This is a genomic window from Nocardia sp. Tas62D01, from assembly GCF_055232035.1.
The window spans coordinates 7,895,387-7,910,316 of the sequence record NZ_JBUYUZ010000001.1; the positions used below are offsets into that span (position 1 = coordinate 7,895,387).

Annotated in this window: 18 protein-coding genes; 9 read left to right on the forward strand and 9 right to left on the reverse strand. The window is 66.4% G+C overall.

What is annotated here, in order from left to right:
• Window positions 1–25 precede the first annotated feature (25 nt).
• The gene (locus ACV7NQ_RS37855; RefSeq protein ID WP_463363932.1) at window positions 26–982 is read left to right on the forward strand and encodes a universal stress protein; all 957 of its coding nucleotides are present in this window, start codon (window positions 26–28) and stop codon (window positions 980–982) included.
• Window positions 983–991: 9 nt separating this feature from the next.
• Window positions 992–1,465 (forward strand): DUF2267 domain-containing protein, encoded by a 474-nt coding sequence (locus tag ACV7NQ_RS37860; RefSeq protein ID WP_463363933.1) that lies wholly within the window; start codon window positions 992–994, stop codon window positions 1,463–1,465.
• A 15-nt stretch (window positions 1,466–1,480) separates the two neighbouring features.
• Here ACV7NQ_RS37860 and ACV7NQ_RS37865 read toward each other — a convergent pair whose 3' ends face one another.
• Window positions 1,481–1,897 carry a nitroreductase/quinone reductase family protein gene (locus ACV7NQ_RS37865; protein ID WP_463363934.1) on the reverse strand — a complete coding sequence of 139 codons (417 nt, stop codon included), beginning with the start codon at window positions 1,895–1,897 and terminating at the stop codon, window positions 1,481–1,483.
• 603 nt (window positions 1,898–2,500) lie between these two features.
• On the opposite strand from ACV7NQ_RS37865, the gene ACV7NQ_RS37870 reads away from it, so the two are divergent.
• Genes ACV7NQ_RS37870 through ACV7NQ_RS37885 form a run of 4 tightly spaced genes read left to right on the forward strand, consistent with a single transcriptional unit; the run spans window position 2,501 to window position 4,290 of the window.
• Entirely contained in the window at window positions 2,501–2,914 is a 414-nt protein-coding gene (locus ACV7NQ_RS37870; RefSeq protein WP_463363935.1) for a hypothetical protein, read from the forward strand.
• The gene (locus ACV7NQ_RS37875; protein WP_463363936.1) at window positions 2,911–3,636 is read left to right on the forward strand and encodes a hypothetical protein; all 726 of its coding nucleotides are present in this window, start codon (window positions 2,911–2,913) and stop codon (window positions 3,634–3,636) included. Before ACV7NQ_RS37870 ends, ACV7NQ_RS37875 begins: the two co-directional genes overlap by 4 nt.
• A complete protein-coding gene (locus ACV7NQ_RS37880) occupies window positions 3,620–3,901 on the forward strand; it encodes a DUF1918 domain-containing protein (protein ID WP_463363937.1) in 282 nt (93 codons plus the stop codon). Before ACV7NQ_RS37875 ends, ACV7NQ_RS37880 begins: the two co-directional genes overlap by 17 nt.
• A gap of 59 nt (window positions 3,902–3,960) precedes the next feature.
• Window positions 3,961–4,290, forward strand: a complete 330-nt coding sequence (locus tag ACV7NQ_RS37885; protein ID WP_463363938.1) for a hypothetical protein — start codon at window positions 3,961–3,963, stop codon at window positions 4,288–4,290.
• Between the two features lie 62 nt (window positions 4,291–4,352).
• Here ACV7NQ_RS37885 and ACV7NQ_RS37890 read toward each other — a convergent pair whose 3' ends face one another.
• Complete coding sequence (locus ACV7NQ_RS37890; protein WP_463363939.1) at window positions 4,353–4,616, reverse strand: hypothetical protein; 264 nt, start codon at window positions 4,614–4,616, stop codon at window positions 4,353–4,355.
• A 352-nt stretch (window positions 4,617–4,968) separates the two neighbouring features.
• A complete protein-coding gene (locus tag ACV7NQ_RS37895; protein WP_463363940.1) occupies window positions 4,969–5,970 on the reverse strand; it encodes an Acg family FMN-binding oxidoreductase in 1,002 nt (333 codons plus the stop codon).
• A gap of 317 nt (window positions 5,971–6,287) precedes the next feature.
• Between ACV7NQ_RS37895 and ACV7NQ_RS37900 the strand changes: the two genes are divergently transcribed.
• Window positions 6,288–6,410 (forward strand): universal stress protein, encoded by a 123-nt coding sequence (locus ACV7NQ_RS37900; RefSeq protein ID WP_463363941.1) that lies wholly within the window; start codon window positions 6,288–6,290, stop codon window positions 6,408–6,410.
• Window positions 6,411–6,629: 219 nt separating this feature from the next.
• On the opposite strand, the gene ACV7NQ_RS37905 is transcribed toward ACV7NQ_RS37900, so the two are convergent.
• Both ACV7NQ_RS37905 and ACV7NQ_RS37910 read right to left on the reverse strand, forming a co-directional pair.
• Window positions 6,630–6,878: a hypothetical protein gene (locus tag ACV7NQ_RS37905; protein ID WP_463363942.1), complete on the reverse strand. Its 249-nt coding sequence runs from the start codon at window positions 6,876–6,878 to the stop codon at window positions 6,630–6,632.
• Between the two features lie 136 nt (window positions 6,879–7,014).
• A complete protein-coding gene (locus tag ACV7NQ_RS37910; protein ID WP_463363943.1) occupies window positions 7,015–8,403 on the reverse strand; it encodes a wax ester/triacylglycerol synthase domain-containing protein in 1,389 nt (462 codons plus the stop codon).
• Between the two features lie 125 nt (window positions 8,404–8,528).
• Between ACV7NQ_RS37910 and ACV7NQ_RS37915 the strand changes: the two genes are divergently transcribed.
• A complete protein-coding gene (locus ACV7NQ_RS37915) occupies window positions 8,529–8,930 on the forward strand; it encodes a hypothetical protein (protein ID WP_463363944.1) in 402 nt (133 codons plus the stop codon).
• A gap of 124 nt (window positions 8,931–9,054) precedes the next feature.
• A complete protein-coding gene (locus tag ACV7NQ_RS37920) occupies window positions 9,055–10,893 on the forward strand; it encodes an AMP-dependent synthetase/ligase (RefSeq protein WP_463363945.1) in 1,839 nt (612 codons plus the stop codon).
• 1,611 nt (window positions 10,894–12,504) lie between these two features.
• Here ACV7NQ_RS37920 and ACV7NQ_RS37925 read toward each other — a convergent pair.
• From ACV7NQ_RS37925 to ACV7NQ_RS37940, 4 genes are all read right to left on the reverse strand, one after another.
• Window positions 12,505–12,810, reverse strand: a complete 306-nt coding sequence (locus ACV7NQ_RS37925; RefSeq protein WP_463363946.1) for a GNAT family N-acetyltransferase — start codon at window positions 12,808–12,810, stop codon at window positions 12,505–12,507.
• Window positions 12,811–13,229: 419 nt separating this feature from the next.
• Window positions 13,230–13,685, reverse strand: coding sequence for an Hsp20/alpha crystallin family protein (locus tag ACV7NQ_RS37930; RefSeq protein ID WP_463363947.1), 456 nt, complete (start codon window positions 13,683–13,685; stop codon window positions 13,230–13,232).
• A 132-nt stretch (window positions 13,686–13,817) separates the two neighbouring features.
• Entirely contained in the window at window positions 13,818–13,952 is a 135-nt protein-coding gene (locus tag ACV7NQ_RS37935; RefSeq protein WP_463363948.1) for a hypothetical protein, read from the reverse strand.
• 34 nt (window positions 13,953–13,986) lie between these two features.
• Window positions 13,987–14,922: a hypothetical protein gene (locus ACV7NQ_RS37940; protein WP_463363949.1), complete on the reverse strand. Its 936-nt coding sequence runs from the start codon at window positions 14,920–14,922 to the stop codon at window positions 13,987–13,989.
• Window positions 14,923–14,930 lie beyond the last annotated feature (8 nt).

Sequence of the window (14,930 nt, forward strand, 5' to 3'; positions counted from 1 at the left end):
CAGCGCTAGAGAGGCACGAAATCCCATGTCCGACAGCAATAATCCCTCTGGTCCCGGCCCGGACGGTTCACCCGCCGCCGACCCGCACCGGCTGACCTCGGCGATGGTGGTCGTCGGTATCGACGGCACCGAGGCCGCGGACCGCGCGGTGCGCTGGGCCGCCGACACCGCGGCGCGGCGGGGGCGGGGGCGGGGCCTGCTCATAACATACGGCTTGGACCTGAGCGCGATGCCCTCGGCGGTGCACGGACACGGGGTTGCGTTGTCGTCGCTGATCGACGAATTTCGTGCGCGTGGTACCGATCTCGTCGCCGCGGCGCGGCGGCTCGCGCACGAGGTGGCCCCGGAATTGAGCATCACCACCGAGGTGTCAGAGGCGAATCCGGCCGAACTGCTGGTACGGCACTCGCGCACAGCGCATCTGGTGGTGCTCGGGGTGACGCCCGGTGTCGGCACCCTACGTCATCTCGGCTCGACCTTGCTGGCGGTGGTCGCCCACGGCCGGGGTGCCGTTGTGGTCGTGCGAGCCGCTGGTCCGGCCCGACCACATCGTGCCGGTCCGGTCGTCGTCGGCGTCGATGGCAGCGCGGCGGGCGAGGCCGCCGTCGGCGCGGCTTTCGCCGAAGCGGCCGACCGCGCAACCGATTTGGTCGCGGTGCATGCCTGGAGCGACCTCGATTTCGGCGAGTTCGCCGGATACAACTTCCTCGACATTCCCGACGAGGAGATGACGGCCGCCGAGACGGCACTACTGACTCAGCGGCTAGCCGGATGGCATGAGAAGTTCCCGGATGTGCGGGTGACCCGCGAGGTCTATCCGTCCGATGCCCGCACGCATCTCATGGAGTGGTCGAAGACCGCGCAGCTGATCGTGGTCGGCAGCCGCGGCCGCGGGGGGTTCCGTGGACTGCTGTTCGGTTCCACCAGCAATTCGCTTGTGCAGCACGCACTGTGCCCGGTCATGGTCGTACATCCCGATTAGGTGGTGACAATGTCTAACTCCGATGATCCCTTCGCGCACGCCGTGCACACCGCGCATGTGTGGCTGCGCCGCATCACTGATGACCTGGCGACCGAGGATCGCGCCTTCGCCTACCGGGTGACTCGCGCCTGGCTGCACACCGTGCGCGATCGACTCGAGGTTGGCGATGCCGCGCATCTGAGCGCGCAACTGCCCGAATTGCTGCGCGGCATCTTCTTCGAGGGTTGGATGCCCGCCAAAGTGCCGGTCTCGCATCGTGTCTCGGAGTTCCTCGAGCAGTTCGCGGCCGAAGCGGGGGTAACCGAGGACGAGGCGGTCGGTCTGGCCTGGCTGGTGACCGACGCACTGCGCGACCTCTGCTCCCCAGGTCAGTTGGACCGAGTCGCCGCGGTATTCCCGGCCGATCTGCGCAACCTGCTGTTCGGTGTCAACACGGGACCGTTCGATGAGCAAAACGACGAGGACGCGGTCGACAAGGTGTGACCGGCGCCCACTCGGTCAGCCGGGTACCGGCTCGGATTCGATCCGGAACACCGGGTACTTCTCGGCGACCCGCTCGAAGTCTGCCAACGCGGCGTGCCGCGACACCGGGATGTGTGGGCGGGCTCCGGGTGCGATGTGCACGCACCGCCGCAGGATCGGCGCCCGCTGCTGCGGTTCGGGCGCCCGCTGCTGCGGTTCGATTGCCACGAGGTGCACGCGCTCGCGTGCACCGTGCCGCAACTCGGCCTGGCTGTCGGCGGCGGCCAGGTTACGCACCCAGTTCACGTTCTGCCCCAGCATCGACACCACATAGCGGGCGCCGTCGAGATCTGTCAGCACTACCTGAAACCAGATCAGCCGCCCGCTGCGGCGCCCGCGGACGTCTGAGGGCGGCGACCCCGCCGCGGTGCGATCCCTGCCGCGAAGATCCATGCCGACCAGCGATTCTGTAGTCGAGCGAACCAATTCGGCCGACCGGTGCGATACAGCCAGCGTAGATAGTTGTCGTAACCCCGCATGACGGGCTCCTCGGATGCCGCGATGTCGGTACCGTCTCAGCCTGCGCTGCGACTACTGGGCTGCCCAGGGCCCAAAGCCCTTGTCTGCGATGGTCTTGCGGCACTACGAGCCGGACACCGACATACTTGCTGACCGGTGGGTCGGCGAACGGCAGTCGTCGATCGGTATCGCTGTGCAGGTAGAGCCGGGTGCCGTCGAACACCCAACGCTAGGGCTGGGTGTTGTGCACAGCCGGGGTTCGGCAGGCCCGCCGCAAGCCCGCCCGCACAGTCTGGAGATCGGGTACGTCCGCACCAGCGCCCGCGTTCACGCCGAGTATGCAGCGCGTGCGTGCCTGCCGCGACAGGCATTGCGCACGCGATCGGAGGTCCTTGGTCACCTCGCTGGAACTCCGCGCGGCCAAGGGACTTTTGGTCACTCAGGACAGGCCGACAGTCGATGCAGAGGACTACGGGATGCCCTACTCGGATGCTCGGCCAGCAGGTGGAATCGACGGTGTCAGGTGATGTCCGCCGAATGGCTCCCGCACTGGGCGTAGGGACGGTGGGCAGGACCGGGAGGTTCATGATGATCGCAGGTGTCGTGGCCATGATCGGGTTCCCGACGGTGTTGCTGGCGCTGTGGTGGGCTGCCGGTTCCGGCGGCGGTGAGCACGGCGCCTGGTCGGGGCGGACAGCTGCCCGCAGCGCCGGTCTGGGCACATCGGGCGAGGTCGATGATTCGCCGCCGCGGCTCCCCGCGCGGCTGATCGTCGAGTGGGCCGATCCGGGACAGGTTTGGCGGGCGCCAGATGTGGACAACGCGTTACTCGCCGAACTTCGGGCGGGCCGGATCGGTCGGTTCGAGTATCGTGCCCGCCTGCTCGCATCGGCCCGCGATTGCGATCCGGCGCCGAATGAGCAGCGGCACAGAGAGGTTGGCCCGTCATGACAACAGTCGAAATCGCCGCACCGCACTCGGTGTGCGACCAAGAGGTGGCGATCCCCGTTGGCGCGGTCGAACTCGCCGCACATCTGCGGATACCGGATCACCCCATCGGCATTGTCGTCTTCGCGCACGGCAGTGGAAGCAACCGGCACAGCCCACGTAATACCTCCGTGGTCGAGGTATTCGCCGGACATCGCCTGGCGACGTTGTCGATCGATCTGCTGACATCGGCCGAGGCGATCGATGGCGCCAAGGTCTTCGACGTCGAACTGCTCGGCAGTCGCCTCGCCATCGCTCGCCGATGCTTGCTGAGTTCATCGATCTGCCGGGAGCTTCCGGTCGGATACTTCGGTGCCGGCTCCGAAGCGCCCGCCGCGCTCTGGGCGGCGGCGGAACCGCGCGACAAGGTCCGCGCCGTGGTTGTGCGGGGCGCCCGGCCCGACCTGGCTGGTGCGCGGCTGGGCGAGGTCATGGCACCGACGCTTTTCCTTGTCGGTGGCCTCGACATCCGCGTGCGTACCGTAAACCATCGTGCGGCCGCGGCAATGCGGTGCGAGCACCGGGTCACCGTGCTGGCCGGGCATGGTCTCGGGTCGGCGGATCCACAGATATCGCGGCGGGCCGCCTATGTGGCGGCCATGTGGTTCGCCGAGCAGTTGAGGGCACATCTGGCTCCCGCCGCCGGACTGACCCGGTACGGCGATGTCGATGAGTCGGTCGGCTGAGGAGGATTGGATCATGCACGCCGAACCCGGCAACTGGCTGATCGTCGAGGGGCGTCACATTGATGACACTCCTCGGCGCGGACTGATCGAGGAGGTGCTTTCGGCCGACGGCTCGCCACCGTATCGGGTGCACTGGACCGACAACGGGCACCGCGCGCTGATCTTCCCTGGCCCGGACTCCCATGTGATCACCGCCGAGGAGTTGCACGCACGGGAAAACGCTGTGGTAGCTCACTTCTCGTCCACGCCGCGCCGAATGCCCTGACCCGCGGTGAAACGCGCATCGACCGGCCTGTCCCGCCCCGCGACCCCTGCGTGTTAGTGGTGAAGTTCCGGTTGCGGGCGGTGCGCGGGCGCGGGCATGCCCTGTTCCGGCGGGAGAGTCTGCTCAATACCTTGCTCTTCGCCGGCTTTCCGGGGCTGGTCTCCAAACTATGGATCGCCCACGACCAACACGGCGTCTACCGCGGTCTCTACGAATGGGACGGACCTGCCGCGGCCGACGCTTACGCCCGCGCGCTATGGCGAGTCCTGGCCCTCGTCAGCGTGCCCGGTTCGATCGGCTACCACATCGTGCCCGGACTCCGTCGCCGTGACGTGCTCGAATCGAACCTGCGGCAGTATGACGACGACGCCACGATTGGTGGCAGATGACCGATGTTTCGTTGCCACACAACCCATCCCGTGATGGTGCCCGATCCCGCCCGCGACGATCATCACTCGTCCAGCTGACCGACCGTATCGGCAAGACCGGCGAAACCTGCGGTGCGGAGCTGCCTCTCAGCGGACAGTGCCGGACGGCCGCCCTCGGTGAGGTCCATTCCTCGTGCGGAGATCCCGCCGTTTCGGGGTCGTTGGTACCCGTTGGAAGGGGCGATCGGTGCGCCGCGTGGGGAGCGGGGACGAACGTCCTCGGTGAGCGCGCCCTCCGCAATCGGCGCCGCGCTGACCGGAGCACTGTCGATGGTGCTGCTCGGCATCGAATTCGGCTGGCTCACTGGCTGTCGGCGCGGCCACCGGTAAACGGACTGCGGCACTTGCCATCACGTCGGTGCTCGCGGTCGGCGCGTATGTGCTCTACATCGCAAGCAAACTGGTCGAGGCTGTGCGGCCATGGGGACCGGCGTCGCCCTTCCATCAGGCGATCGCGCCCACTCGGTGCCGGGCTGCCCGCGGCGTACGGCTGGCTGGTGCTGGCGGGTGCGGTGGCGCTGGTGGCCGCCCTGCCGGTCTTCGACCGCTGCGACATCGCGGCAGTGTGATCCATCGCCGTGGCGGAAGTCGGCCTTCTCGTGTTACGTCGTGAGGATGTCGGTGAGCGGGCGGTGCGGCTCAGTGGCGCGTGGTGAGAATGTCGACGAGGGGGCGGCGGGGCGACGGCGGGGTTTCGGCCTCGTCGTCGGGCGCTGTGCCGATACGGATCACTACCTGCGGCACGCCGGGATGGGCGAGCAGGCTCGCGAGGACCTTTCGGCCCGTGGGCAATTCGGTGATATGGGTCAGTGCGCAGGTCGCCAACCCAGCGGCGGTGCACTCCAACAGCAAGGCGGACAGCGCCTCGCCGGTGTGCAGCCAGTCGGTTTGGGATTCGGTATTCGAGCTGAGCACCAGCAGTCGCGACTGGTCCTCCAGCGTGCCCCGGCGGGCCGAATGCGGCGCGGATGGGAATTTGCGTCCCACACTGACGCGGGCGGATTCGGCATCGGAGACCAGCGCGTTGCGCGGAATACCCTCCGGTCCGCTGGAATGTCCAGACCACCAATGCAATTCGGACTGGTACTCCATATCGTAGCGGCGCGTCGCGGTGGCGTGTTCGGAGGCGGCGGCGAGCCGGGAGCGGACGCTGTCGTCGAGGACGGTCAGCTCCAGGTCGTGGGGTGTCACTAGCATCCGTGCGGTGTGCACGACTTGCGGCCAGTCGGTCGGCGGCAGCATCGGGAGCCGGTCGGTGCGCCGCTGATCGATGGCGCGGGCGCGGGCGCGCACGCTGTCCGGTGGGTCGGGCCACCGCCGGAAGTCGATGACCGCCAGGTAGCCGGGTTGCTCTGGATCGGGCAGGCGTGTGGTGTCAGTGTGCCAACCCTGCGCGGCGAACGCGGTGCGCACATGATGCAGCATCGCGCCGCAGCTGATCACCAACTGCCTGCCCAGCGGGTCGGTCACGCTCAGCAGCCGGTCGTTATCGCGGCGCAGGTGCAGCCGAGTGCCGTCGAACTCCCATAACCATGGCTGGGTGTTGTGCACCGACGGCGCCCGGCTGGCCAGCCGCATGGCCGCCAACACCGTCGGATGGTCGGGCACGAAAGGGGCGGGAGAGGGGTTACTGTCGGTCATAGCTTCGAGTGTCGACCGCCGCCATGCCGGTCGATATGGGACTTACGCCTGTTCTCGAGGGCACATGGTCATCGGCCGAACGGTTCGACTATCGTGATAGCCCTGGTGACAGGGATATCCGGGGCGGTGAGCAAGTCATCGCCCCGGCATAACGCGCGCCACCTCGCCGTCGGTAGCACCCCAGGTGAGGCCTCGCTCACGCAGGATTATGTCGTAGCCTATTGCCAGTCCGGCCAGATGCGTTCCGATGCCGATGGGATCTCGATAGGACTCCGTGTAACACACTGGGGCACAGCACGATCGGCGGGGAGTCGGTGATGCGAGAATCGGGCAACGCCCGACTGGTGGTGGTCGGCACACACGGCATGCTGCTCGGTTCGACGAGCATGGCGCTACCGCACTCGGTGGAGTGCCCGATCACCATCGTTCGTGCCCACTGAGCTCCGCGCAAACTGGTGCGACAATGCAGCGACGATCTGGATGTGTCCCTCACTGCGAATACATCAGTGACTTACATCTGCTCCGGTCTCGCTGCCGATGTCGACCAGGAAGCGATGCCCGGCGTCGTCGATCTGTGAGCGCGAGGTCATATCCTTTGGAGACGCCGGGCCCTGTGCCCATCGAGACACAGAAGTACACGCCTCCCGGCTCGGTGCAGTTCACCGCGACCACGAACAGGCCCGCGCGGCGACCGGTGTATCCGGTATCGGGATATGTCCCACCGCGAATACGCGGCCCAGGATCGTGATCGCGGCGAGATCACACCCACGCACGCCGACAAACGCAAACCGTTGTGTGGAGTCTTCGGCGCGTTGCTCGTTCAGGTCAGGTCCCATCCGCCACACCTTGCGGTGTGGCGGATGCAGGAACTGCTTCCACGAGCCGGGCCCGGTCGAATGCGCGAACACAGCCGCATCATCGCGGCGCCGCAGCCGATACTGTTCCGGGCTCGGGCCCGGATTTCCCATGCTGCCAGGGTCTTTCGTCGGTACCCAGGAGACTCTTGCTCCGATACGCCTCGTGTTCTGGTCGCTCGGGAACCGATCAGTCCGGTGTCGATCGAGATGCGGCGGCGGCTTGCGGTGCGCACTCGCCGCCGAGGCGGAGCACGGTAGCGAAGCCTGCGGCGAGGCATTCGGTCAGTGTCGCGAGGTCGGGGATCGCAGCGGTGTCCGCGTTGATCGCGACGTAGCAGGTTCCGACGTGCGAGGTCAATGTCACGTTGACGGCCGTGCCGATGGTGGGGCCGAAAGCGTACATACGGTCGATGCGTGCCCCGGCGAGATAAAGGGGCACCGGGGAGCCCGGGACATTGGAGGCGACGAAGTCGACATGCTTGAGCATCTCGGTGACCACTCCGACCGGCAACCGGTTGAACGCCGCCGCGACAGCACCGGACAGCGGTATGGCTGGCTCGCGGCGCCAACCGCCGACCGCGGCGTCCACGGCGCGCATCAAGTCTTCGGTCTCGGCGATGTCGACCGGCAACGCGAAACGAGCGAGGGTGATCCGGTTGCCGCCGAGCGGATCATCGGCCGTCCGAAGACTGATCGGCATGGTCAGCCGCAGATGGTCGACCTTCGCCCCGTGCCGGTCGTGATACCTGCGCAGTCCGATGACCACCGCGGTCAGGAAGGCATCGTTCATCGTGCAGCCCACAGCACGCGCGGCGCGGCGCATTTGCTCGACGGGTGCATCCAGCACCGCCAGTCGGCGACCGAGACTGCGGTCGGTCATCACTGGCGACAGCGTCGCGGTAACGGGCTTGGCCAGGCGGACCAGCGAGGTCGCGAGCGCGGCGCTGTCGCGTACCGCCCGCGCGGGATGAGTGACAGCTCGCCACGCGGTTTGCGGCGTCGCCCGGATACCGCCGCGAAGGAGATCTGAGCCGACCGACCAGTTCCATGCCACGATATCGCGCAGCGCGCCGTCTTGGTCGTACGGCGGCTCGGGCGGCTGGCCGCGATCGGTGCCCGCACGATCGAAATCGAGCAGCGCTGTGGCGATCTGAATGCCGCCGATACCATCGGTGAGGCTGTGGTGCACTGTCATCACCAGCGCGCATCCTCCATCCGACAAACCGCTGAGCAACGTCGAGCGCCACAGCGGACGAGCCGGATCGAAGGCGGTCATCGCCTCGGTGCGTGCGAATTCGAGTACCGCGGACATGGTCGCCGGTTCCGGCAGCGCGGCCCGTCGCAGGTGCCAGGACAGGTCGAAGCCCGGATCGAGCGCCCACCTGGGCGGGGCGAGACCGAACGGCGCGGTGACCAGCCGATGCCGCAACCTCGGCACGACGCGGGTGCCGCGATCGATCGTCTCCACCAAGCGATCCCAGTCCGGTTCGGTATCTAGGATCAGAACCGAGACGATGGTTGAACGCAGGACCGGATCTCGCTCCATGTTCCACGAGAACAGGTCCGATTGCGACATGTGGCATTCGCGGGGGCCCATCGCCTGCTGCCTTCGTCTTCGCCGTATTACGTCGTACCGCTGTGCTTCCGCTTCCTCAGACCTTCACGGTCCGGCTCTGTTCCACCGAGAGTGTCGCGCGGATCTTGTCTTCCAAACCGTCGATCGCCGCACGCGATGACCCAGGCATTGGCGCACGGCAGTTCCGGGAACTCGACGCTGAACGCGATATAGGCCGAATCCCGTGGCGACCAGCGGACATCAGATCCCACGCCGAACAGCCTGCGCTCGATCTCGCGGGCCCGAACGGCGGCATGCTCGGCGGTATCCATGCCACCAACCTTGCTCGGTCCCGGCCGAAGGCACCCGATCACGAAGACCCTTATGGCGAGGCCCTTTGTCCTCTCTTCGGGCGCCTGGCGGGTCGGGAATCACCGCTGCTGCGGGGTTGCGCTGTTTCGCCGTGCGCCTCGGCCAGCACGCGACTCCGCGATCTGCTCGCGCTGGTGACTCCGGAAAGCTTCGTCAACCGGCCACTGCATGAGTAGCCAGCCGCAGCCTCCCCGTCTTCACCTGCCGGACTGGTTCCAGGGATCGTGCCGGGCTGTCCTCGTGCCCATGTTTCTCGTCCGAACGCCCCAGCGATCGGCCGGGGACTCCTAGAATCGAATCATGATGTTCCTCCGAGAACCCGAGGAACCTTCCGACCTCAGCAAGATCGAGAATCGGGCACCGTCGGTCGCCCAGATACTGGTCGACCGCATTGCCGCGACTCCAGACGCGGAGGCGTTCCGATTTCGTGGCGGCGAGAGCTGGACCAGCGTGTCCTGGCAGCAGGTCGGTGACCGAATCAACATCCTCGCCGCCGGATTGATCGCGCTGGGAATCGAGGCCGAGGACCGGATCGCGCTCGTGTCGTCCACCCGGTATGAATGGGTGCTCGTCGACTTCGCCGTGATGTGCGCCGGTGCGGCCACCACCACCGTGTACCCCACCACCAACGCCATCGGCGTCACGTTCATCGTCGCCAACTCGGGCAGCCGTGTCGTTGTTGCCGAGGATCAGACCCAGGTCGACAAGCTGATCGAGCACCGCGCCGAACTGCCTGACGTGCAACAGGTAGTGATCTTCGACGGCGAGGGCGACGGAAACTGGGTGATCACTCTTGACGACCTCGAAGAGCGCGGACGGAAACTGCTCGCCGGATCCCCTCATGCGGTGGTCGACCGCATCCGCGGGATCCGGCCTGAGCACCTGGGCAGCATCATGTACACCTCCGGGACGACCGGAACCCCGAAGGGGGTTCGGCTGCCGCATTCCGCATGGACCTACAGCGCCGCCGCGATCGATGCCCTTAACGTCCTCGGCCCGGACGACCTGAACTTCTTGTGGCTGCCGCTGTCCCACGCGTTCGGCAAGGTGATGTTGGCGCTGTCACCGCTGATCGGCTTTCCCACGGCAATCGACGGCCGGGTGGACAAGATCGTGGAGAACCTTGCGATACTGCACCCCACCATCGTGGGGGCCGCCCCTCGCATTTTCGAGAAGGCGCATGCCCGTATCGAGGGCATGGTGGCCGCAGAAGGTGGGATCAAGAAGAAAATCTTCGACTGGGCGATCGGGGTGGGCCTGAAAGTCTCGCGTGCCAGACAGGCCGGCGAGGACCCGTCGCTGCTCGTTTCATTGCAGCACAAAGTTGCGGACAGGCTGGTGCTGTCCACCATCCGTGAACGCTTCGGTGGTCGGCTGCGGTACTTCGTTTCGGCAGCGGCTCCCTTGGACCGCGATGTCGCGCAGTGGTTCGACGCGATCGGCATCATCGTGCTCGAGGGTTACGGCCTGACCGAGACCGCCGCCGCCTCGTTCATCAACCGCCCGGATGCGTACCGGTTCGGTACCGTCGGCAAAGCGTTCCCCGGCACCGAGGTCAAGATCGCCGAGGACGGCGAGATCCTGCTCAGAAGCCCGGGTGTGATGAGCGGCTATCACGACCGCCCCGACGCCACCGCCGAGGCTTTCGACGCGGACGGCTGGTTCCGCACCGGCGACATCGGCGAGATCGACGCCGACGGCTTCCTGCACATCACAGATCGCAAGAAAGACTTGTTCAAGACCTCGCAAGGCAAGTACGTCGCGCCCTCCGCGATTGCCGCGATGTTCAAGGGAATGTGTCCGTATGCCGGAGAATTCATCGTCTTCGGAGAGACACGACCTTATTGCGTCGCCTTGGTCGGTCTCGATTCCCAGGCTGTCACCGAGTGGGCCGGCAAGCACGGCCTGGCCGACACGCCGCTCGCCGAAATCGCGCGGGACGAGAAGACCCACGACGTGATCGCCAGCTACATCGATGACCTGAACGCCCAACTCAATCGCTGGGAACAGATCAAGAGATTCGGCATCATCGACCGCGAACTGTCCGTCGAGGCAGGTGATCTCACACCGAGTATGAAGCTGCGCCGCAGGGTAGTCGTCGATAATCTCGCGGACCGCATCGACGCCCTCTATGACTGAGGTCGATCGATGACGGTCGCCTCTCATACGTCCGGTTGGGGGCGCGCCAACTCCACAGGTGTGACCGGATCTTGCGGGACCTCACTTCACGTCGCCGTTCGAAAGAAAATCGCCACAGGCGGCCGACAGTACCAAGGCACTGAAGGCGGGCACCGGTAACCGGTCGCGCGGTCAGCTGGAACGAACCCGGCGAACGACACTCCACGGCCCCATCAGCTGCGCGGGCGGATCCGCCACGACTGCTACGGCAGGAAGGTGCAGGCGGAGCTGGTGCACGGCGACATCTACTACCGGTGTATCGCCCGCACTCTGGCACCGGGAAGCCCGGCGCGTGCCGAGCACCAAAGACGGTGAACCTGCGCGAATCCCACATCATTAGACCACTCGATGAGTGGCTGAGCGGGCTGTTCAACCGGGCAACCGGGCTCGCGCGGTTGCGATGCTGGTGGACGCCCAGTACCACGATGACGGCAACCTACGCCGGGAGATGCTGCGCGCCAAGATCAGTGCGGCCGAGACCAAGCTGACGCGGCATCGCACCGCCATCGAGGCAGGAGAGTGGACCCGCTCGCCCTGGTCGACGTGCGCAAGCCGAAAAGGCTATTGCCCAAGCCGAATGGAGCAGATACCGCAGACAGTTCCGCTCACGGCCGTCCAGATCGACAAGCTGATCGACTCGCTGCTCTCGTCGGCGATCCCGCGTTTATGCACCACGTCCGTACTCGCCGACCCGCTGTCCCGCTGGGCGGTGGCAGCAGGTCGGCGGCGTGTGCGTCGAGTCTGCGCGGTGATACCCGTCGGGGGTAGGGACCTTCAGATGTGCCGGAAGGGCACTTGGTCTCTACCAGCCGCGCTCAGCGACGCGGACCGTTGGGAGTGCAGATCGTGCGACCGTTGCCCGTTCGCCGCCCGAACCCGGCCGCTGCTACCGGCCGGTCAGTCGGCTCGAACCGGCGGGATCCGATAACGGAGGCCTTGATGTTGGTTGGGTATCTCGAGAAAGCGCTGCGCGCTCCGGTGACCGCAGTGGATGCGTTGCGTGTCCCGACGGTCGCGGCTTGAGCTCGACCGCCTCGATGACGACGCCCTCGACGCGATGCTGTCCGGGGTGTCCGTATGTGCCCGAGACTCCGGGACTGAGCCAGTTATTCGGCGCCGATATTCGGATGCCGACCGGTCGGTCCCGGCGGCCTGCTCATCGCCGGGACTGTCGCACCACCTCCCCGGTGCTGTTCCTCGCCAGAGTGGCGAGCCTGGCAGCCACACTTACCACTCCGGCGAGGAACAGCCGGATTCACCGGCGGGGTCGTCCGCGGCGCCATCGAGTCCATAGCCGGTCCGTGGCACTTCACCCCACGACAACCGTGGTGACAGCGGGGTACACGAGGATCGAGTGCACCTCGCGCTCCGACTGGGCATGGAACGCGTCGACCATGCCCGCGGCCAGCATCGCACCGATGAAACCCACCAGCAACCACGGCAGACGATGCCACAGCCGGCCGGGCGACCGGTTCCACGCTCGCGGTCGGGACGGACGCGTGATACAGAGGCGGCAGTCCACGAGAACAGGTCCGCCTGGTATGGCGAGACGGTGAAGCTCGAGGTGATCCGCTACGTTTCCCGTCGGCTCTTGCGGATTGCTCCGCCGCCATTTCCCTCTTGCGGGAGTACAGGTATGTCCGGGTGTACCTGGCTGTCGGCGACGAGTTCGAGATCGAAGTGCATGGTGGCACCGTCGTGTCGGAGCGCGTCGCTCCATCCTTGTTCGGTGATGATCGCGAGCATCAGGGTGTTTTCCGCGAGTATATCGGCCGTCAGATGTGCCACCCCGTGCAGGTAGGCGGTGGTGCCCAGTCGCCGGACGAGCAATGTGCCGATGCCGTGTCGCTGGTCGTGCGCGGTGACCGCGAGTGCCATCTCCGCAGTGATGTGGCCCGGGGTGGTGTCGGTGCGATTCCGGCATTCCGCCGATCTTGTTCAGCACTCGCCCGCCTTGGCGACTGCGCGGGTCAGCAAGTAGATGCCCAGCCCGGCGGCGGCCAAGGTGGCGGTGCGATCGCTGCGAGCGTGAGCCACAGTGCCGCAACCACGGGGATGGATCTCTTGGGCATGATGTCCTCGAGCGTGCTGGGTGTGTGTCCCACCTCTGGCCAACGGACTGTCCGCAGGCCCGGAATTACGCTGACCCGCAGTAGCGGTCGGTATGCCGAGCGTCGCGCGACCTGCTCACCCGCGGGCCGCCGAAGGTTCAGGCCATTGCACCCGCGATTGGCGCGTTGTCTGTGACGGTCCATCGACCGCCTGTGTGGCTGTGCCGGCCTCGGGTTCCAGAGAGGTCAGTTGTGTCCGTTTCCGGTCTCGGTCTTCTTGACTTCGATGTGCTTCTCCGGGGTATCCGATTCGGACACCGGCACGGTCACCGTCAAGATCCCGTCGGTGTAGGTGGCGTCGATGTCGTCTTCCTTCGCGCCGGCCGGCAGGGGAATCGACCGGTAGAAGCTGCCGTAGTGAAATTCCGAGCGGGTGCCTTCTTCCTGCCGTTCCGTGCGTTCGGCCTTGATTGTCAACTGCCCGTCCCGGACGTTGATGTCGACGTCCTTGGCCGGGTCCACCCCGGGCAACTCGGCCCGCAACGTGTACCGGCCCTTCTCGATATGCTCCTCGACTCGAATCATGTGGCCCTCGAGCGACGTCCAGAGGGGCCTCGACTCCAACTGGGCCATCAGATCGGACCAATCGGGCAGGGCAGGCCAGGTCGGTAGCAATGCCTGGCGGGGGGAAAGGATGCTCATAGCGTGACTCCAGCGGAGAGAGTGGTTGTTGATAACTCTTTGATTCCACGCGGCGCCCGCTCCCGAGCAGTAGGGCCTATGGTCCTTCCTCCGAGGACTCCGGTCCTCGGGTTGAGATCGACCGGTCTATCGTCACGGCGATGTGGGGCCGTGGTGCTCGGCGGCGACAACGGCAACCGCGATTCCGTTGATCGGCGTGCTCATGCTCATTGCCGCGGTGGCTCTGCTGTTCACCGGGCGGTATCCGTGCCGGTTGTTCGACGTCATCGTCAGCATCGCCCGGATATACCGTGTGCTGGCCCTACGCGGCGCTGCTGCGAGACGAGTACCCGACGTTCCGGCTCGACCAGGGCCCGCGTGAACCGATCGGACGTTTGTACGGCGTCGTGTCGCGCGGATGCGACGTGGGCTGTTGCTCGGCACCCGCTTGCGGACACCGCTCGGAACCCCTGATAAGTGCCAGCGAGTCCGGAGCCGAGAATCCAGGCGAAACAGCGCGACCGTCACCAGCACCGACCGGTGCGCACCAACGCGGATCCAGGCAATCCGGCCGAGTGGAAACGTCTGACGCACCATCAGCGCCTTTCACGGGTGGATCGTGGTGGATCGTGCCTGCGGCAGCCCGAGACTGCGTGCGATGGTATCGGTCCACACGCCGATCGCGCTCCAGTCGCGGAGATCCCCATAGCGGGGGCCGCCCATCAGTCGGTAGCGGAGGCGGGCGCGCGACGTCAGGTCTGGTGGCGGCGAATCGGGAGTGCACCGCGACGAGTGGTGCGGCGAACGCCATGCGGGTGGCTTCGGCGCTGTCGGCGTCTTCGTCGACACCGAGGACCACGGGCTGCCGATCCGGTAGCTGTCCGGGTTCTCCCCGCCAGACGGTGACCGGACATGTGGTGTGTTCGGTGACGGTGTTGGCGCGCGAGGTGGCCGCGAGGACATCAGTGGTTCCCGCGTCGGGGTGCCCGAGTACGAGCATCCGGGCACCCTTCCCGACGGTGGCCAACACCTGCGTGGCCGGTCCCTCGATCAGCTCACCGATCAGTTCGAGATCGGGGGAACGTCGACGGACGGCCGCGATTGCTGCGTCGACGACCGCTGTCGCACGCGTGTGCGCCGACGCGAGGATCGGGACGCGGTAGGGCCGGACGATGTCCGCCAGCACGGTGTGGGCCTCGGGTGCGATGTAGACGATGGGAAGGGGCAGTGCAGGCGTTCGGCGAGGGCGGCCGACCACAGGGCCGC